21 protein-coding genes are annotated in these 17440 nt (G+C 59.9%); 18 read left to right on the forward strand and 3 right to left on the reverse strand.

The genetic code is table 11. The features are described from left to right. The first annotated feature begins 84 nt into the window (after nucleotides 1-84). From LOH54_RS01500 to LOH54_RS01555, 12 genes are all read left to right on the forward strand, one after another. Entirely contained in the window at nucleotides 85-948 is an 864-nt protein-coding gene (locus LOH54_RS01500; RefSeq protein ID WP_231019921.1) for a TIGR01777 family oxidoreductase, read from the forward strand. Between the two features lie 210 nt (nucleotides 949-1158). Next, on the forward strand, nucleotides 1159-1647 hold the full coding sequence (locus tag LOH54_RS01505) for a DUF4405 domain-containing protein (protein ID WP_231019922.1): 489 nt from the start codon (nucleotides 1159-1161) through the stop codon (nucleotides 1645-1647). 89 nt (nucleotides 1648-1736) lie between these two features. Next, on the forward strand, nucleotides 1737-2948 hold the full coding sequence (locus LOH54_RS01510) for a TolC family protein (RefSeq protein WP_231019924.1): 1212 nt from the start codon (nucleotides 1737-1739) through the stop codon (nucleotides 2946-2948). Continuing rightward, nucleotides 2948-4159 carry an efflux RND transporter periplasmic adaptor subunit gene (locus tag LOH54_RS01515; RefSeq protein ID WP_231019926.1) on the forward strand — a complete coding sequence of 404 codons (1212 nt, stop codon included), beginning with the start codon at nucleotides 2948-2950 and terminating at the stop codon, nucleotides 4157-4159. The genes LOH54_RS01510 and LOH54_RS01515 overlap by 1 nt, the downstream gene beginning before the upstream one ends. Beyond that, a complete protein-coding gene (locus LOH54_RS01520) occupies nucleotides 4156-4836 on the forward strand; it encodes an ABC transporter ATP-binding protein (protein ID WP_231019928.1) in 681 nt (226 codons plus the stop codon). The genes LOH54_RS01515 and LOH54_RS01520 overlap by 4 nt, the downstream gene beginning before the upstream one ends. Further along, nucleotides 4772-6037, forward strand: a complete 1266-nt coding sequence (locus tag LOH54_RS01525) for an ABC transporter permease (protein WP_231019929.1) — start codon at nucleotides 4772-4774, stop codon at nucleotides 6035-6037. Before LOH54_RS01520 ends, LOH54_RS01525 begins: the two co-directional genes overlap by 65 nt. Before the next feature lie 172 nt (nucleotides 6038-6209). Beyond that, entirely contained in the window at nucleotides 6210-7193 is a 984-nt protein-coding gene (locus tag LOH54_RS01530) for a CsgG/HfaB family protein (protein WP_231019931.1), read from the forward strand. 3 nt (nucleotides 7194-7196) lie between these two features. Further along, the gene (locus LOH54_RS01535; protein WP_231019933.1) at nucleotides 7197-7496 is read left to right on the forward strand and encodes a hypothetical protein; all 300 of its coding nucleotides are present in this window, start codon (nucleotides 7197-7199) and stop codon (nucleotides 7494-7496) included. Nucleotides 7497-7504: 8 nt separating this feature from the next. Beyond that, on the forward strand, nucleotides 7505-7882 hold the full coding sequence (locus tag LOH54_RS01540) for a DUF4810 domain-containing protein (protein WP_231019934.1): 378 nt from the start codon (nucleotides 7505-7507) through the stop codon (nucleotides 7880-7882). Beyond that, nucleotides 7879-8562: a GNA1162 family protein gene (locus tag LOH54_RS01545; RefSeq protein ID WP_231019936.1), complete on the forward strand. Its 684-nt coding sequence runs from the start codon at nucleotides 7879-7881 to the stop codon at nucleotides 8560-8562. Before LOH54_RS01540 ends, LOH54_RS01545 begins: the two co-directional genes overlap by 4 nt. 134 nt (nucleotides 8563-8696) lie before the next feature. Next, on the forward strand, nucleotides 8697-9545 hold the full coding sequence (locus tag LOH54_RS01550) for a patatin-like phospholipase family protein (protein WP_231019938.1): 849 nt from the start codon (nucleotides 8697-8699) through the stop codon (nucleotides 9543-9545). A gap of 81 nt (nucleotides 9546-9626) precedes the next feature. Beyond that, nucleotides 9627-10751: an OmpA family protein gene (locus LOH54_RS01555; protein WP_231019939.1), complete on the forward strand. Its 1125-nt coding sequence runs from the start codon at nucleotides 9627-9629 to the stop codon at nucleotides 10749-10751. 57 nt (nucleotides 10752-10808) lie between these two features. On the opposite strand, the gene LOH54_RS01560 is transcribed toward LOH54_RS01555, so the two are convergent. Both LOH54_RS01560 and LOH54_RS01565 read right to left on the reverse strand, forming a co-directional pair. Then, entirely contained in the window at nucleotides 10809-11492 is a 684-nt protein-coding gene (locus LOH54_RS01560; protein ID WP_231019941.1) for a gamma-glutamyl-gamma-aminobutyrate hydrolase family protein, read from the reverse strand. Beyond that, the gene (locus LOH54_RS01565) at nucleotides 11471-12478 is read right to left on the reverse strand and encodes an amidoligase family protein (RefSeq protein WP_231019943.1); all 1008 of its coding nucleotides are present in this window, start codon (nucleotides 12476-12478) and stop codon (nucleotides 11471-11473) included. Before LOH54_RS01565 ends, LOH54_RS01560 begins: the two co-directional genes overlap by 22 nt. A gap of 115 nt (nucleotides 12479-12593) precedes the next feature. On the opposite strand from LOH54_RS01565, the gene LOH54_RS01570 reads away from it, so the two are divergent. The 6 genes from LOH54_RS01570 to LOH54_RS01595 all read left to right on the forward strand — a co-directional run bounded on the left by LOH54_RS01570 (nucleotide 12594) and on the right by LOH54_RS01595 (nucleotide 16874). Continuing rightward, nucleotides 12594-12872 (forward strand): CDGSH iron-sulfur domain-containing protein, encoded by a 279-nt coding sequence (locus LOH54_RS01570; RefSeq protein WP_231019945.1) that lies wholly within the window; start codon nucleotides 12594-12596, stop codon nucleotides 12870-12872. A gap of 7 nt (nucleotides 12873-12879) precedes the next feature. Then, nucleotides 12880-14046, forward strand: a complete 1167-nt coding sequence (locus tag LOH54_RS01575) for a hypothetical protein (RefSeq protein ID WP_231019947.1) — start codon at nucleotides 12880-12882, stop codon at nucleotides 14044-14046. After that, nucleotides 14036-14656, forward strand: a complete 621-nt coding sequence (locus tag LOH54_RS01580; RefSeq protein ID WP_231019949.1) for a protein-L-isoaspartate O-methyltransferase family protein — start codon at nucleotides 14036-14038, stop codon at nucleotides 14654-14656. Before LOH54_RS01575 ends, LOH54_RS01580 begins: the two co-directional genes overlap by 11 nt. Nucleotides 14657-14767: 111 nt before the next feature. After that, a complete protein-coding gene (locus LOH54_RS01585) occupies nucleotides 14768-15340 on the forward strand; it encodes a PAS domain-containing protein (RefSeq protein ID WP_231019950.1) in 573 nt (190 codons plus the stop codon). A gap of 38 nt (nucleotides 15341-15378) precedes the next feature. Beyond that, nucleotides 15379-16530: an MFS transporter gene (locus LOH54_RS01590; RefSeq protein ID WP_231019951.1), complete on the forward strand. Its 1152-nt coding sequence runs from the start codon at nucleotides 15379-15381 to the stop codon at nucleotides 16528-16530. Further along, nucleotides 16527-16874 carry a diacylglycerol kinase gene (locus LOH54_RS01595; RefSeq protein WP_231019953.1) on the forward strand — a complete coding sequence of 116 codons (348 nt, stop codon included), beginning with the start codon at nucleotides 16527-16529 and terminating at the stop codon, nucleotides 16872-16874. The genes LOH54_RS01590 and LOH54_RS01595 overlap by 4 nt, the downstream gene beginning before the upstream one ends. Here LOH54_RS01595 and LOH54_RS01600 read toward each other — a convergent pair. Continuing rightward, nucleotides 16866-17381 (reverse strand): ferritin-like domain-containing protein, encoded by a 516-nt coding sequence (locus LOH54_RS01600; RefSeq protein ID WP_231019955.1) that lies wholly within the window; start codon nucleotides 17379-17381, stop codon nucleotides 16866-16868. The genes LOH54_RS01595 and LOH54_RS01600 overlap by 9 nt on opposite strands. Nucleotides 17382-17440 lie beyond the last annotated feature (59 nt).

Consider the following 17440-nt stretch of genomic DNA (forward strand, 5'->3'; position numbering starts at 1 on the left):
GCGTTATCATGTGTAAAATAGGTGTGATGCAAAAAGGACGCGGTGTTTGGTGTGAGCACCCTACCGTCCGTCAGAGGAGGAGACATGAGAATCGCAATCAGCGGCGCAGGCGGGTTTATCGGAAGTCACCTGGTACGCATGTTCGAAGCGGAAGGGTGGGACGTTATCCCGCTCCACACAAAGGACTTTTTGCTCGATGACGCTGTTTTCGTCGAGAAACTTTCCGGGGCGGACGTCATTGCCCACCTGGCCGGTGCATCGATCAACAGGCGCTGGACGGAAGTGTATAAAAAAGAGCTCTACGAGAGCCGAGTGAAAACGGCAGAGAAGCTCGTGCGCGCCATGGCGATGATGGCAGAAAAGCCCAAACTTTTCATCTGTACGTCGGCAGTAGGCATCTATGAATCGACGGGCAAATATGATGAAGATAACGCCGTCTATGCCAACGATTTTCTGGGACGGCTGGCGCAGAACTGGGAGGCGGCGGCCATGCAGGCCAAAGCCGTTGGCATCAGAACGATCATCTTCCGCTACGGCATTGTACTCGGCCATGGCGGCGGCATTCTCAAAGAGATGCTTCTGCCGTTCAGGCTCGGTCTCGGCGGGACGATCGGCGATGGGACACAGTCTTTTACATGGGTGCATATCGAGGACCTGATGCGGGGCTACCTTTTTGCTACCCGGCATCAGGATATGGAAGGGGTTTACAATCTTATGGCGCCCGTGCCGACGACCAATTACGGTCTGACCAAGGCGCTCGGCAGGGTGCTGCACCGCCCGACTTTTATGGCCGTACCCCGTTTACTCCTGAAGCTGCGTTTCGGCTCCGAAGGCGGCGAGGCGCTTGCCGGCGGTCAGTATGCCCTGCCCAAACGGCTGCTGGAGGCCGGATTTACGTTTAAATTCAAAACCGTCGATGCGGCGCTGGAGGACCTATTTGGTTCCTGATACCCCGAGGGGGATACGCAAGGGCACCGAGAGAGCCAAAAAACGCAGTGACGCTTTTCCCACGACTGCAGCGGCGTTTACATTGGTTTACGCCGCGTTGGCTGCCGATATACACCTTTTTTCTACAATCGTTTCCAAAGAGATATGAACGGTGCCGGAAGTTCCCTGCCGTTCCCGAGTCACCGAACAACTATCTGCAAGGAGCGTATAATGAAACCGTTGATCAAAGAGAGTGCGACCTCGTTAACGGCGCTGGTATTTATTGTCGTCGGCGTGAGCGGCATCCTGCTCTATTTCCACCTCTTCGATGTCCAGGTCAAGGCACTGCACGAGACGCTGGGATTGCTCTTCGTCGCCGCAGCGCTCCTGCACGTCTACTTTAACTGGAAGGGAATGAAACGGTACTTCCCCAAAAAGCTTTTCATGGGATCCGCTGCCGTGCTCACCGCCATCTCTATTGCATTTATCGCGTCTGCGCAGAGCGGCCCGAACCCGAAGGTGACCCTGATTGAGCGCGCCCTGAACGCACCGCTGGCCGTGTCGCTCCCGCTGCTGGAGACGGACCTGGAAGCGGCCGAAACGCTGCTGGGCGACAGGGGGATCGCCCTTGGCAGTGCGGATTCGCTCGCTGCGATCGCCCGCGTCAACAGCGTCTCACCCTTCGAACTGGTCATGATGATCACCGCGGTGAAACAGTAATGCGGCGTCCCTGTTTAACGGGAGTTGTCCCTAAAGGGGCAGGCTTGTTCTATAATGGCAAGTGACACACTCAGAAGGATATCGGTAAAGTGAAAGAATGCACGTTACGTCTACGCCGGCTCTGGCCCCTGCCGTTTCTGCTCGCCGCATGCCTCGGCGCCGAAACACTGCCGCTTTCGGAACAGAAGCAGGAACTGCTGATGCTCAAGCGCGAACAGGTGATGGAACAGACCGGGACCGGCAAGACAAGCTGGGTTTCTCCGTTAATGTTGTCGCTCTCCTATACGCGCTCCAGGGATGCCGCGGGCAGTGAGGGCGGATTGGCAAGCGCCGGGGTGTCGTGGGACCAGGATGTTTTCCGCAGCGGCGGGATCTACTATACCGTCGAACAGGCGGAAGCCTCCGGCAAAGCGAACCTGCTTGCCGTCGACCTGGAGGAGGCTGCCTACCTCAAGCAGGCCTATACCCTCAAAGCGCAGGTTGAGCGGGACCGCTTTCAGTTGCAGCAGAGTGAATTGACGCTGGCCAATCGCGACATTGACCTGATGATCACCCGGGCGAAGTACAAGGCCGGCAGTGCGGACATCAGTGAGCTCAACCGTGTGACCATCGACCGCGACAGTGCACGCAGCGACGTGATCGTCGTGCGCAACACCCTGCGCAGCGAAGTATTCGAACTCCAGAAGCTGCTCGGGTCGCGCAGCGTCGACACGGTGTCGCTGCCGGCATTCCCCCTTGTCCCCCGCGACGTCTACCTGCAAAACAGCCTTGAACTGCTGCAATACACGGCCCAGAGCCGTGCGGACACGGCGGCGTGGAAGGTGACGCGTTCGGCCTACCTGCCGACGCTCTCGGTCAACGCAGGGTACGGCTATAACGACTACCGCGGCGACAGCCTCGATTATCACGGGGACCGCTACAGCTATGGCGCCGTGCTGAGCATGCCGCTCGATATCAACAGCAGGGGGACGGTCGAGGCGAGCCGACTGCAATCCTTGCAGACGCAGACGGCGCAGATCGACCGCAAGATGGAGCTGGAGGAGGAGTACGATATGCGTGCGGCGACCATTGGCGACTATGAAGAGAAGATCGGCGTGGCCGAAGAGATGATCGCCATGTACGACGACCTCTACACCTTTACGCAGAGCCAGGTCAAAGCGGGCTATACCTCCTCCTACGACCTCGAGTCGCTGGGCAATTCTGTGCAGATCCAGAAACTCGAAAAGCAGATCCAGCACTACAACATCCAGATTGAGCGTATAGCGCTCTACTTTGACACCCGGACATACAAGGAGCAGTAATGGAAGCGATGGAAAAGGTCACGGCGTATAAAAGCCCCCGATGGAAATGGATCGTATTGGGCGTTGTCGTGCTGATCGCGGTGGCCGTCGGCGGTTACTTCTTCCTGCAACCGGCCAAAAACGGCCAGGCCTACCGTTTCGTGACCCAGAACGCGGAACGGGGGGAACTCAACATCACCGTTTCGGCGTCGGGGTACCTGCAGCCGCTGGAAAGCGTTGACGTCGGTACGGAGGTCTCGGGCACGATCGAGAAGGTGCTTGTCGATTACAACGACCTTGTGAAGAAGGGGGAGTTGATGGCGCAGATGGATAAGACGAAGTACCAAAGCGCCGTCGACAAGGCAAATGCGGCGCTGATGTCGGCCAAGGCGACGCTGGAGAACGCGAATGCGGAACTCTACCGCAGCAAGGCGACGCTCAAGCGCGACGAAACGCTGCGCGAAGAGACGAAAGGGGCCCTGCCTTCGCAAAGCGATTGGGATACGGACTATGCCGACTATCTGGCGTCCAAGGCGCAGGTCGATAACGCCAAGGCGCAGGTGGAACAGGCGAAGCACAGCCTCGTCTCTTCGCAGTACGACCTGGAGCGCACGGCGATCTATTCACCCGTCGACGGCACCGTGCTCACCCGGGAGATCGACCCCGGCCAGACGGTGGCAGCCTCCTACCAGACCCCGACACTCTTCACGATCGCCAAGGACCTGCGCAAGATGGAGCTGCAGGTCAGCGTAGACGAGGCGGATATCGCCAAGGTGAAGGCGGGGGACACGGCAACGTTTACGGTCGACGCCTATCCCGACAGCGTGTTTTCGGGGACCATCCGCATGGTGCGGGTCAATTCGGAGATCGAGGACGGGGTCGTCACCTACATCGCCGTGCTGGACGTCAACAACAGCGATCTGAAGCTGCGCCCGGGGATGAGCGCCGACGCGGATATCACCGTCCAGACCTTCCGCGATGCGCTGATCGTCCCCCGCGCCGCGCTGCTTTATCTTCCCGTCGTAACGTCCAAGGAGACGAAACTGTTCGCGTTTCATGATGATGACGAGAGCGCCTTTGATGACAAACCGCACGTCTGGCGGCTGAACGGGCAGACCCCGGAGAAGCTCTACGTCGAGGTGCTCGGCACGAACGGCACCCAGAGCGTCATCGCCGGGGAGGTGCTCACAGCTGGGGACAGTCTCATCGTCGCCCAGGAGAAGCAGCCGTGATCAGCCTGGAACAGATCACGAAGACCTACGGCAGCGGCGAAGCGGCGACGCACGTCCTGCACCCGCTGGATCTCCGTATCGGCCAGGGCGAGTTCGTGGCCATCATGGGGCCCAGCGGCAGCGGTAAATCGACTCTGCTCAATATCCTTGGTGCCCTCGATGTGCCCAGCGGGGGGCGCTATCGGTTCGAGGGGACGGACCTGGGGCGGCTGACGCATGAACAGCGCGCCCTGTTCCGCCGCTACGTCCTCGGCTTCGTCTTCCAGGGCTTCAACCTGCTCAAACGTACCTCGGCGCTGGAGAATGTGGAGATGCCGCTGATCTACCAGGGGGTTTCCGCCAGGGAGCGCCGGGAGCGCGCGGAAGAGGCCCTGGTGCAGGTCGGGCTTGCGGAGCGCATGCATCACGACCCCTCCCAGCTTTCGGGCGGGCAGCAGCAGCGCGTGGCCATCGCCCGCGCCATCGTGACGCAGCCGCAGGTCCTTATCGCCGACGAACCGACGGGGAACCTCGACACCCAGCGCAGCCACGAGATCATGGAGCTTATCCGGGGCTTCAACGCCCAGGGGATCACCGTGATCATGGTGACACACGAAGAGGAGATCGCCGAGTATGCGTCGCGCACGATCCTCCTGCGTGACGGCCGCATCGAGCAGGATACGGGCCATGCTGCTTAACGCTTTCCTGCAGGCCATCCGTGAAATCAGGCGCAACCTGATGCGCTCCCTGCTGACGGCGATCGGGATCGTCATCGGGATCGCCTCGGTGATCGCGATGGTCAACATCGGGCAGGGGGCGAGCGAGTCGATCACCGCGAGCGTGGGCAGCCTCGGCAGTAACACCCTGCACATCATGCCCGGGCAGGAGAAGGGGCCTCCGGGGATGTCGGGAACAAGCATCCCCTTCGAAATGAAGGACGTCCGTATCCTGCAAAAGTCGATCTTTACGCTCGAAGCGGTCTCCCCGATGGCCAGCAGTACCGTGAACGTGCTCTACCGCGACCGCAGTTACCAGACCAGCGTGCGCGGCGTCGAGAACGGCTATTTTGATGTCCAGAACTGGAACCTGGCGGAGGGGGAGCGCTTCGGCGAGAGCGAGCTGCGCGCGGGGCAGAGCGTCTGTATCCTCGGGCAGACGGTGATCGACGAGCTTTTCCCCGGGGGGGAAGACCCCCTGGGGAAGAAGATCCGCCTCAAGAGCTTTTCGTGCCGGGTGATCGGGACGCTCGAGGAGAAGGGGGCGAACACCTTCGGGATGGACCAGGATGACCTGATCCTCGTCCCCATCAAGATGTTCCAGCGCCGGATCGGCGGGAACCAGAACATCCCCTCCATCCTGGTGTCGGTCAAGGAGAACTATCCCCTCGACACCGTCAAACAGCAGATCCGCCAGGTGCTGCGCGAAAGCCGGAACATCAAACCGGGCAAAGAGGACAACTTCGCCGTCCGGAGCATGACGGCGCTGCTCGATACCCTGTCGCAGATCACCTCCATGCTGACGGTGATGCTGGGGGCGGTGGCCGCCATCTCCCTCGTCGTCGGCGGCATCGGGATCATGAACATCATGCTCGTATCGGTGACGGAACGCACCCGCGAGATCGGTATCCGTATGGCCATCGGGGCCATGAGCCAGGATATCCTGATCCAGTTTCTGATCGAAGCGGTCGTCCTCTCGGGCCTCGGCGGCATCTTCGGCGTGCTCACAGGCATCGGGATCACCGTGGGGGTCGCGCAGGCGATGGACCTGACCCTGGTCATCAACCCGGCCGTGACGACCGTCGCCCTGCTCTTCTCCATGCTGATCGGCATCGTGTTTGGGATCATCCCGGCGCGCAAGGCGGCAAACATGAACCCGATCGACGCGCTGCGGTATGAGTAAATAACCTGCACCGGCGCGGCCGGCTGCCGGACATCCGCCCGTTTTTTAACCGCACATCTCCGTTTTCTTCCCTTCTGCCATCCCCCATCCGAATGCCGGGGAGCGTTTGCAGCCCTCTAGATTAAGCATGACTTGGCATAATATAAAACATATACTGTTATCGGAGACTACAATGAAGTATAGGTATTTACTTGTTCCGGTCGCCGCAGCCCTCTGTATCACGGGGTGTGCGACTATGGAGAAGCAGGAAGTGCATGAAACGCCGACGGCGGCCCCCGCCGTCAGCAAAACGGTGCAGGCCGCCAAGGCGCTCAAAGAGGAGCCTTCGGGTCTGAAGCGCAAAGTCGCCATCGGCCGCTTTACCAACGAGACCCGCTACGGCCAGAGTTTCTTTATCGACGAGAACAGCGATCGGATCGGGAAGCAGGCGATGGATATCCTCTCCTCAAAGCTTTTCGAGACGGGCAAGTTCATCATGCTTGAGCGTGCGGACCTCGAGAAGATCCAGAAAGAGCTGGCGATGGGCGATGCGCCCGCGCTGAAAAACAGCGCGGACTACCTCATTCTCGGTTCCATTACGGAGTTCGGCCGCAACGAGGTAAGCGACGTCGGCTGGTTTAGCCGCGTTAAGAAACAGGAGGCCTTCGCGAAGGTCCATATCCGCATCGTCGACGTCAGTACGGGGCAGATCATCTACTCCGAAGAGGGGAAAGGCACGGCGTACAGCGAAGCCGGTACAGTCATGGGCGTCGGGGACAAGAGCGCGTATGACTCCCAGCTCAACGACAAGGCGATCGACGCGGCGATCTCGGACCTCGCATCGAACGTCATCGAGAACATGATGGACAAACCGTGGCGCGGCTACCTGCTGGGCTACGAGCAGGGGATGCTGATCACCTCCGGCGGCAAGAGCCAGAACATCAAGGTGGGGGACAAGTTTGACGTCATGGCGTCGGGCAAGAAGGTCAAGAACCCTCAGACCAACAGTATCATCACGCTCCCGGGCAAAAAGCTGGCAACGATCGAGATCGTCTCGACGGCGGGTGACACCCCGGAGAACGAAGTCTCCTTCGCGTCGATCACGAGCGGAGACCTTGGCGCGCGCCTGAAAACGAAAAATTTCTCGGACCTGTATATCCAGGTCCACAAGGATTAAAGCATGAAAGCATTGACAGCACTGTTGATGGCCGCCGCCCTCTTCATGGCCGGATGCGGCTACAAGTCGGGCGTCGCCACGGGTGAGCGGGCATCCTACCTCTACTTTACGGGTGACGTTGCGGGGGCAGCCGTCTCCGTCGACGACGGACAGCCCTTCACCGTCGAAGCCGGGCGCGACCACCAGTACCGGGTCGCTCCGGGCAAGCATACGGTCAAGGTTTACAAGGGGGATGCCCTTGTCGTTGAACGCAGTATCTACGTCGGCGACGGCATCGCCAAAGAGATCGGAGTCGGCCAGTGAGGATGGGCATGCTGATGAAAGCGGCCTGGCCGCTGGCAGCAATTGCGCTTTTGAGCGGGTGTGCTACGAAACCGCAGGCACTTTATAACTACGGCACCTACAGCGAAAGCTACTATGCGTACAAACAGGATGCCAGTGCGGAGAACCTCCTGGCGATGCAGCAGGCGATCCTGACGGCCATCGAAAACGCCAACGATAGTGTTTCCAAGCGCGTGGCACCGGGAATGTACGCAAACCTGGGCTACATCTACTTCAAGCAGGGGGACACCAAGCAGGCCGTGCACTATTTCGAGATGGAAAAAGGGCTCTACCCGGAGTCGGCGCACTTTATGGACCGCGTCATTGAGAAGGTGCGCAAAGCCGAAGCGAAGGGGGCGAAATCATGAAGTACGGAAAAATAGCTGCAGTGGCAGCCTCGGTTTTCGCCGCGATGATCATGACGGGGTGTGCCGCCCATAACGCAGGCATCACCAAAGGTGAAGCGTTCCCCCAGATGTATGAAGAGGATCCGCGTTCCATCCTGGTGCTGCCGGCGATGAACGAAAGCAGCGACGCCGAGGCGAAAGCCTACTACGCCACGACGATCGAGATGCCCATAGCGCAGACGGGCTACTATGTCTTCCCGATGGAGATGGTCAGCGACGTCCTCAAGCAGGAGGGTGTCTATGACACCGAATTGCTTTACAGCATGTCCGCGGACAAGTTCTACGACTACTTCGGCGCGGACGTCGTCATGTTCACGCGTATCAAGAAGTGGGACGTCTCCTACATGGTCCTGGCTTCTTCCCTGACGGTCACGATTGAGTCGGAAGCGTACTCGACCAAGACGAACGAGAAGTTGTGGGATTACGACGGTAGCGTCACCGTTGACCTCACCAGCAACAGCGGCGGCGGAGGACTGGCCGGACTGTTGGTCCAGGCGATCGGTACGGCGATCAATACCGCCGCGGCCGATTATGTCGAATACGCCCATGTCGCGAACGCCCGGCTCTTCTTTGCACTGCCGGCGGGGCCGTATCACCCGGCCCACCAGACGGACCAGGGGGTCGTTATCCGCAAACGCTAGCCCTTTTTCTTTGGGCACAAAGAGAGCATGATGCTCTCTTCCCCTTCCATTACCCTCTCGAGTGACACAAGTTGATCTCCCCGCAGCTCCGAATGCCCTATAATTAGAAATAGTTCTGAACACAAAGGGAATCGATGAAGAAAGTATCGTTGGTATTGGGAAGCGGCGGGGCGCGTGGCTACGTTCATATCGGCGTCATCGAGGCGCTGGAGGCGAAGGGGTATGAGATCGTCTCTGTCAGCGGCTGCTCCATGGGGGCGCTGGTCGGCGGACTTTACGCCTGCGGCAGGCTTGCCGAGTACAAGGAGTGGGTGCAGGGGCTAGACCCCCTCGACGTCGCCGCGCTCCTGGACCTCGCCTGGGACAAGCGGGGCATTATGAGCGGTACAAAGGTTTTCGAGCGTCTGGACGATCTTATCGGTACGCAGGCGATCGAGGAGCTGCCCATCCGTTTTACGGCCGTCGCGTCGGACCTGAACCGTGGCAAAGAGGTGTGGTTTCAAAGCGGCGACCTGCTAAGCGCGATCCGTGCGTCGATCGCCATCCCCTCCGTCTTCACTCCAGTGGAGCTCGACGGGATGCTCCTGGTCGACGGCGGGGTCCTCAACCCCCTGCCCGTGGCACCGACGATGCGCGACCGCAGCGACCTGACCATCGCCGTCAACCTCTACGGCCCCGACGCGGAGCAGGAGGAAGCTGCCGTGGCCGAGCGTTACGACTCCTTTGCCGAACGTCTGGCATCCAAGGCCAAAAATGCCATCAAAGAGCGCCTCCGCCGCCGGGAGCAGGCGCACATTTTCTCCATTCTCGATCAGAGTTTCGATACGATGCAGCGCAGCCTGACCCAGTACCGTATCGGCGGCTACCCGCCCGATATCATGATTACCCTCCCCAAGAATATCTGCAGTACGTTTGACTTCCATAAAGCCGCGCCGCTGATCGAAGCGGGGCGCAGGGCGGTAGAGGGGCACCCGGCGCTATAGTTACATTTTTTTAAAAAAACGTTATTTTTTGTACAGTTCTCTATGGTATACTTCCGTGAATTTCGCTCAGGAGTATAAGGAATGATGAAGCGTGCATGGATGACGAGTGCGCTGCTGGCGGCACAGATCGCGGCAGCATCACAATACAATATCGAGGTTTCACCGGTGGCGGGGATCGGGATTCCGGAAGGCAATATTCTGCTTGAAAACGAGATGATCATCGGGGGTGAGATCCAGATCAACAACCTCTTTTCTTTCCCGATCAAACCGGAACTCTCCGCCTACTATGCGACGGATACGGATTACTCCTATGAGCCGCCGGCACCGACGCCGCCCCTTTTCCTCAGCCCTGCGGATATGTCTGCGTCCACGAATATCTGGCGTGTCGGCATGGGGGCCGTCTACGACTACACGGAGGAAGGCAGCGTCCGCCCGTTCGCCAAGATCGGCGCCGGTTACGAGAATATGAGCAATCCGCTCTACGGCAATAAAAACAGCGCCTACGGCGATGCCGGTGCGGGGGTGAAAATCCCCTTCACCGACCAGGTGGCGCTGAAACTCGAAGCGATCTACATGCTCAAGAACAACGGCAACCGCTATGACAGCAACCTGCTGGCGCTCGCCGGTCTCTCTTTTGCCTTCGGTGCCCACGGAACGTCGGGCGCGGCGGTAGCTTCATCTGGGTACAAAACCTACGACAGTGACGGCGACGGCGTCATCGACGACAATGACCAGTGCCCGAATACACCGCGCGGCGCCGAAGTCGACGCCTACGGGTGCGTGCCCGATGACGACCGCGACGGCGTTGCGAACCTTTATGACAACTGCCCGGAGACCCCATCAGGCTTCAAGGTCGATAAAGTAGGGTGTGCCGCGACCTTCCCGTTCAGCGTCGAGTTCGCCACCGACTCCGCCGTGGTGACGAGTGCCCATATGGACGAGATCGATGCCTTTGCGGATTATATGAAATCCAACCCCTACAAAGCCGAGATCGTCGGCCGTGCCGACGACCGCGGGACGAATGCATATAATGACGTGCTCTCGAAGAAACGTGCCGAGGTCGTTGTCGGCCTGCTGGTGGGTAAGGGAATCGCGTCCAACCGCCTGAGCGCCGTCGGAAAAGGGGAGACCGATCCGGTCGCCACCAACGCCACAGCCGAAGGGCGTGCGCAGAACCGCTCCGTCCGCGCGGAACTGATCCGCTGATTTTCTAGGAGAGGGCGCCGCCTCTCCTCCCCGTTTTCTTATCCCGAATTTATCTTTTCACGACGTATGCATCGTCCGTGCCGCATGGACAAAGGCCGCGAAGATCTTCCGGCTGTGCCAGCTGTAGGGCATGAACTCCGGATGCCACTGCACTCCCAGCAGGAAGGGCAGCTCCGTGTGTTCGATCGCCTGGACGATTTTGTTGCCGTCCCGGGCGGCAATGCGCATCTTCTCGCCGGGCCGGTCGACGGCCTGATGGTGCAGTGCATTGACGCGCAGGGTGGTCTGCCCGACAATGTCGTGCAGGTTTGTCCCGTGTTCCAGCGTCACCGTTTTGAGCGGCAGGGGCGTATGGGGGTGAGCGACGTCGAGGTCGAAGTCGTGAATATGCGGATGCAGCGTCCCGCCGAAATGGAGATTGAGCAGCTGCATGCCGCGGCAGATGCCCATGACGGGCACCCCCCGGCGGATTGCCGCCTCGAGGAGGTAGAGTTCCATGGCATCACGCGCGGGATCGGTATGTTCGATGGCCGGGTGCGCCCGGGCACCGTAGGTCTGGGGATCGATATCGCTGCCGCCGGTGATCAGCAGGGCGTCGAAGGGGGCATCACGGTAAACGGTTTCGGGATGCAGGAAACTTCCTCCCGCCCCGTGGCCCCCCAGCAGGAAGCGGGAGAAGTACCAGGCGAGCCGGCTGCCGCGTTTGCCTCCCGTGACGGCTATTCGAACTTTTCTGCCCATTGGCGTATCCTTTTTATCCACTGTTTTTTGCGGAAACGGTAGAAGAATGAGTTCATCATGCGGTAGCGCGCATAGGCGAGCGACAGCAGCGTCTCCGTATCTTCCGCCAGGCGTTCCACATGGAGCCAGCTGTTCCAGGCGTCGGCGGTGTGCCAACCCGCTTCGTCGACACGGGAGTTGGGGAGACGGAAGTGAAAGGCGGGGCGGGGGGAGATCTTCTCTTTGGGCAGGGCCCGGCGGACACGCCCCAGGTCGTTCCAGGCCAGCAGCGGCAGCAGGTCGAGGGCCCGGTTGCGTGTCGGGTTGGCTTCCAGGTAATCGTCGGTAAAGCTCTCCATCGTCGGACGGTAGGCGGGGTGCAAAACCTTGCGGATGTAATCGGAGGGGAAGGGGTCGATATAGAAAGAGAGGCGCCGGGTGAAGACGGGACGGATCTCCTCGGCCAGCAGGTCATAGAGCACGAGGTAGGCGCGGAGATAGGCCAGCAGGGTCGCCGCACTCAAGTCGGGGGCCTCGGGATTAATGTGGAAGCCGAAGACATAGAGGGGGTTGGCCGTCGTGCCGAGCGCCCCCGCATCGCGCAGGGCATCTTTAAGGGTCTCGACCAGGTCAAGGGCGTTCATCGGCAGCGGCGGCGTCGTCAGCTCAAAGGGGACAAGCGACGCGGAAAAGGAGCCGATAAAGTATTCGATGGCGTCGATTTCGTCCTGCTCCATCGCTTCGTCGAACCCGGCATTGTGCAGCCACTCCTGGAGGCCTGAGCGGATGAGGAACTGGAAATCGAGCGTCAGGGAGAAGTCTCCCCAGGGCGTCGGGCCGATGGTGTAGTGCCAGGGGTTGATTTCGGTGATCTCGCCCCCGGTGATCTCCGCGACGATCCTGGCACATGCTTCCAGCTCCGGGCCGGAGTACTCCAGTTCAAATCCGACGCGACGCATCTCGCCGTCGCTGCAGCGCACCTTCGGCGGCAGAAGAAAGGGTGTCATGCAATAATTATAGCCACACTTCCGGCGTTTCCGGCGGGCTTGACTTCGCCGTGGCATCGGGCTATTATGAAAAAAACGGTGTGCGGGATCGTCCACTGCAAAACGGGGGTGCCAGATGTGCAAGGATGCTGTTGTTTTTTTCAATAAACCGAAGGGGGTCGACCTGGAGGCGGGGAAGTCCTATATGTACTGCATGTGCGGCCGCGCCAAAGAGGGGGTCTTCTGCGACGGCAGCCACAAGGGGAGCGGCTGCATGCCCCTGAAGTTCACGGTAGAGAAGAGCAAGGCCTACCTGCTGTGCCGCTGCAAATCCTCCAAGAATCTTCCCTTCTGCGACGGGACGCACAGCTTCTACGGCGACGATGAGGTCGGCGGCCCCGTGATGGGGGAGTGAGGCGGCAATGATCCTGGAACACAGCGAGCGCATCGAAAAGGCCGCGGCCCTGATGGAGGCCTATGATGCGCAAAACCCGATTGGAACGGGGAAGGGGCGTTATCTCTGGACGGATGCCTTCGCCGTCTGCAACTTCCTTTCACTGTACAAACGCACCGGGGAGAAGAGGTATCTTGAAAAGGCCCGGATTTTGATCGATACGGTCCACCGCGAACTGGGGGCATTCCGCGGCGACGACGCGCGCGAAGGGCCTTTGAGCGGCTTGGCAGCGGCTGATGCGGCCAGCTACCCGACGGTAGCGGGACTGCGCATCGGCAAGCCGCAGCCGGAGCGCGGTGCCGATGCAGCGTATGATGAAGCCTCAGAGTGGGACCGCGACGGCCAATATTTCCATTACCTCACCAAGTGGATGCATGCTCTCGACCGCATGGCGTCGGTGAGCGGGGAGGTGCGCTACAGCCGCTGGGCCGTCGAACTGGCCAAAAGCGCGCACCGGGCCTTTACCTACGCGTTGCCGGACGGCTCAAAACGGATGTACTGGAAAATGAGTATCGACCTGCGCCGGCCGCTGGTCGCATCGATGGGGCAGCATGATGCCCTGGAGGCGTATGTGACCTATCTGCAGCTCTCCATGACGGCGAGGGCGCTGGGCGACGATGCGGGTCTGGGCGGGGAGCTCGAAGCCGCCGGGACGATGGCCGAAGCGATGCCGCTCGCCACGGAGGACCCTCTGGGGCTGGGCGGCATGCTGTTCGATGCGGCGCGGGTGACTCAGCTGATGGCGGGGCACGACCTGCCGTTGCGCGGTCTGCTGCGCTCCCTGCTTGAAGCGGCGCGGGAGGGAACGTCGCGCTACGCGCAGAGTAACGCCCTGCGTCATCCCGCCGACGCGAGGCTCCCTTTCCGCGAACTGGGATTGGGCATCGGGCTGCACGGGGTCTCCTTGATGCAGGCGCTCAACGGCGCCGTCCTGCATAACGCGATCCTGGCCGAACAGCTTGAAGGGCTACAGGCCTTTGTGCCGATCGCCGAGGTGCTGGAGCTTTTCTGGCTGCGGGAGGCGCACCAGGCCGTCGGGACGTGGCAGGGGCACGCGGGCATCAACAGTGTCATGCTGGCGACCTCGCTGCTGCCGGATGCGTTTTTGACCGTAGGAAGCGGCGATGATGCGTGACCGCGAAGCGACAGAGAGGCTGATCGCGGGGATGATCGACTACGGGGCGCTACGCACGCCGCGGATCATCGAGGCGTTTCGCGCCGTCGACCGCGGCGCCTTTGTGCCGGAATATTACGGGGAGGAGCGCTACGGCGATTACCCGCTTCCCATCGGGGAGGGACAGACGATCTCCCAGCCGACGACGGTGGCGATTATGCTGGAACTGCTCGGCGCCGAACCGGGTGAGCGGGTCCTCGATATCGGCTCGGGTTCGGGCTGGACGACGGCGCTGCTGGGGCATATTGTCGGTCCGCAGGGGGAGGTGACCGGGCTGGAGTACCGTAAAACCCTGGTGGCGGTCGGTCAACGCAACATTGCGCCATTCGGGTTCGGGCATGTCCGGATCGAGGAGGCCGGCGAGGCCCTGGGCATGCCGGGGGAGCAGTATGACAGGATCCTCGTCTCCGCCGCGGCGCGGGAACTCCCCGAAACGCTTCTGAAGCAACTCAAACCCGGGGGAACCCTCGTCATTCCGATCGGCGAAAGTCTCTGCCGCTTCAGCATAAACGAGCAGGGGGGAGTAGAGGAGGAGGTGTATCCGGGTTTCTTATTTGTCACATTAATGTGAAAAAACAATAACCGTTACTTTATATATATAATATTAACTATTACTTTTTGTAAAATATTAACTTTGCTTCTGTTACTATCCGACAAATATACATAATTTAAGGAGTCCCCGATGTCGGAGAAGTTTCAGCTCAAGCCCCTGGATATAGAAGTACCTGTCGATTCAAAAAGAGAGATCCTTTCGGAAACGGATGTCATGGGCAAGATCGTTTATGCCAATGAATATTTCGTGGAACTCTCCGGCTATCCCGAAGAGGAGCTGATGGGCAAACCGCACAACATCGTCCGCCACCCGGATATGCCCAAAACCGTCTTCAAACTGCTCTGGGACGCCCTTAAAGCGGGCAAGGAGTACAAGGCTATCGTCAAGAACCGCCGTAAAGACGGTAAATATTACTGGGTCTACTCGGAGTACAAACCGCTTTTCAACGAGCACAAGCAGATCCGCGGTTACCGCTCCCACCGCTGGCCGGTCCCCAAGAAAGTGCTTGATGAGGTCGAAACCCTCTACGCGAAACTCCTCGACCTTGAGCAGACGAAGACGCAGAGAGACGCGGAGATGTTCCTTGAGCTGAAACTCCACAACGACGGATTCCACGACTACTCCGCCTATATCGACGACATCTTCCATAAAAAACTGAGCGGCATGTTCGGCTTCTTCGGAAAACTCTTCGGCAAAAAATAAGCCTTTCTTCGCGCATCGGGCTGCGCTATAATGCCTGAATGCACTCTATCGATCAAAACGTCGTGCGCCTCGGATGGGTGAGCTATTTCACTGACCTGGCCTCCGCGATGGTCAATCCCATTCTTCCTATTTTTGTCATTACCGTCCTGCATGAAGGGATGGACAAGCTGGGCGTCATTGTCGCCGTGGCGACCTTCGTCTCCTATGCGCTCCGGATGGTTTCGGGCTATATCGCGGATTACTACGGCGTCGTCAAACCGCTGGTAGTGGGCGGCTACCTTTTTTCGGCCCTCTCGAAACCGCTGCTGGGGTTCAGCCACGGCTGGGGGAGCATTGCGGCGCTGCGCGCACTGGAACGGGTGGGCAAGGGGGTGCGTTCGGCGCCGAAAGACCTGATGATCGCCTCCTACGCCCGGCAGAACGCCCACGGCAAGACCTTCGGGTTTCACAAAACGATGGATATCGCGGGGGAGTTCAGCGGCACCCTGCTGCTCTTTGGGCTGCTGTGGTATTTCGGCGACAGCGAAGGGGTGATCCGCACCCTCTTCTTCGCCACGCTGATCCCCGGCCTCATCGGCCTGGTGATCGTCATCTTTTTCGTGCGGGATATCCCCAAACGGGTTCAGTGCGCCGAGCGTTTCCGGCTGAGCGGCGCGGACAAAAAAACCGTGCTGCAGCTGCTCTTCTATTTTCTGTTCCTCTTTTTCATATTCAGCGAAGCCTTCTTCACGGTACAGGCCAAAACGGTCGGGATCGCCACGGCTCTGATCCCGCTGCTCTTTGCCGTATCGACGGGGGTGCAGACGTTGACAAGCTATCTTTTCGGTCTGGGGTCGGACCGCTTCGGCAGCGGGACCGTGAACGCCTTCGGCTACGGCTGCGGCATCGTCGCTCAGGCGCTGCTGTGGCTGCAGACACCGTTGGCGACCTGGGCGGCCTTCGCTTTCCTGGGCCTTTTTACGGTCGCCACGCTCAATGCGAACCGGGCCATGATCGCGCAGCAGGCGGAGAACCGCGGTTCGGTCTACGGCATCTTCTATGCGGCGGTCGCGCTCTTCGCCGCGGCTGGGGCGGCCTTCGGCGGGTGGCTCTGGGAGCATTTCGGCATGCAGACGGCGCTGGACGTCGCGCTGGGGGGAACCCTCGGCGTTAGTGTATTATATGGGTTAAAAAAGGGGCTTCGAGGATGAACAAACCGAAATATTCGCTCCGCAGGAACTTCGGCTACGCCGTCGAGGGGTTTATGCATGTCTTCCGGCATGAGACGGTCTTCAAGATCGAGGTCGCGCTCTTTGTCGTGCTCAGCGTCGTCGCCTGGAGCATCGACATTGCCAAATGCGAACGGCTCTGGCTGCAGTTCTCGCTCTTCCTCCCCATCGTCGCTGAGCTCTTCAACAGCGCCGTCGAGCGGGGGGTGGATCTGAGCACGCGCGATTACCACCGCCTGGCCAAGGCGGCCAAGGACAGTGCGGCCGCCGCCTGTCTGATCAGCGTCGCGATGACGGTGATGATCTGGGCGGTGGTCCTACTTTAGCGCCGTCCTGATCTGCTCGACGAACTCTTGGATGTCGTCGTAGAGGGCCTGCAGATCCTCTTCGTGTTCAACCTCGTCGGCGAGGATCTGGGAGACGATGTCATAGGTGACGATGTCTTTTTCCCGGGTGAGATCGACGAGATCCGAATAGACGCTGATGGCGCACTGCTCCCCTTTGATCGCCTGCTCCAGCACCGCCATGACGTCGGGGTTCTCCGGCGCCTCGTACCCGCAGTTACCGTGAACCATCCAGTCGCTGGGGCTCAGCGCCGGGGTCCCGCCGAGCTGGATGATGCGGTCCGCCACCATCGTCGCATGGCGCAGTTCGTCCGCCGCGTGCTGATTAAGCTCGGCAATCGCGGCGTCTTTCATGATCCCCTTGACGACCTTGGACTCGATGAAGTACTGGTAGTAGGCCAGCCATTCGTCGCAGTACGCTTTGTTGAGCAGTGTGGCCACCGTTTCCGCTTCGATGCCTTTGAGAATTGAAATACCGCGAATCGCCATGACAGTCTCCTCTAAAAAATTGTAATAGTTCCATCATAGGACGACAATTCTTAAGTGCA

The organism is Sulfurimonas sp. HSL-3221 (assembly GCF_021044585.1).
Classification (GTDB): Bacteria; Campylobacterota; Campylobacteria; order Campylobacterales; family Sulfurimonadaceae; genus Thiomicrolovo; species Thiomicrolovo sulfuroxydans.

Coding starts and splice junctions, on each gene's coding strand:
- LOH54_RS01500 (WP_231019921.1), top strand. CDS start 85: ATGAGAATCGCAATCAGCGGCGCAGGCGGGTTTATCGGAAGTCACCTG.
- LOH54_RS01505 (WP_231019922.1), top strand. CDS start 1,159: ATGAAACCGTTGATCAAAGAGAGTGCGACCTCGTTAACGGCGCTGGTA.
- LOH54_RS01515 (WP_231019926.1), top strand. CDS start 2,948: ATGGAAGCGATGGAAAAGGTCACGGCGTATAAAAGCCCCCGATGGAAA.
- LOH54_RS01525 (WP_231019929.1), top strand. CDS start 4,772: ATGCGTCGCGCACGATCCTCCTGCGTGACGGCCGCATCGAGCAGGATA.
- LOH54_RS01530 (WP_231019931.1), top strand. CDS start 6,210: ATGAAGTATAGGTATTTACTTGTTCCGGTCGCCGCAGCCCTCTGTATC.
- LOH54_RS01535 (WP_231019933.1), top strand. CDS start 7,197: ATGAAAGCATTGACAGCACTGTTGATGGCCGCCGCCCTCTTCATGGCC.
- LOH54_RS01540 (WP_231019934.1), top strand. CDS start 7,505: ATGCTGATGAAAGCGGCCTGGCCGCTGGCAGCAATTGCGCTTTTGAGC.
- LOH54_RS01545 (WP_231019936.1), top strand. CDS start 7,879: ATGAAGTACGGAAAAATAGCTGCAGTGGCAGCCTCGGTTTTCGCCGCG.
- LOH54_RS01550 (WP_231019938.1), top strand. CDS start 8,697: ATGAAGAAAGTATCGTTGGTATTGGGAAGCGGCGGGGCGCGTGGCTAC.
- LOH54_RS01555 (WP_231019939.1), top strand. CDS start 9,627: ATGATGAAGCGTGCATGGATGACGAGTGCGCTGCTGGCGGCACAGATC.
- LOH54_RS01560 (WP_231019941.1), bottom strand. CDS start 11,492: ATGGGCAGAAAAGTTCGAATAGCCGTCACGGGAGGCAAACGCGGCAGC.
- LOH54_RS01565 (WP_231019943.1), bottom strand. CDS start 12,478: ATGACACCCTTTCTTCTGCCGCCGAAGGTGCGCTGCAGCGACGGCGAG.
- LOH54_RS01570 (WP_231019945.1), top strand. CDS start 12,594: ATGTGCAAGGATGCTGTTGTTTTTTTCAATAAACCGAAGGGGGTCGAC.
- LOH54_RS01575 (WP_231019947.1), top strand. CDS start 12,880: ATGATCCTGGAACACAGCGAGCGCATCGAAAAGGCCGCGGCCCTGATG.
- LOH54_RS01580 (WP_231019949.1), top strand. CDS start 14,036: ATGATGCGTGACCGCGAAGCGACAGAGAGGCTGATCGCGGGGATGATC.
- LOH54_RS01585 (WP_231019950.1), top strand. CDS start 14,768: ATGTCGGAGAAGTTTCAGCTCAAGCCCCTGGATATAGAAGTACCTGTC.
- LOH54_RS01590 (WP_231019951.1), top strand. CDS start 15,379: ATGCACTCTATCGATCAAAACGTCGTGCGCCTCGGATGGGTGAGCTAT.
- LOH54_RS01595 (WP_231019953.1), top strand. CDS start 16,527: ATGAACAAACCGAAATATTCGCTCCGCAGGAACTTCGGCTACGCCGTC.
- LOH54_RS01600 (WP_231019955.1), bottom strand. CDS start 17,381: ATGGCGATTCGCGGTATTTCAATTCTCAAAGGCATCGAAGCGGAAACG.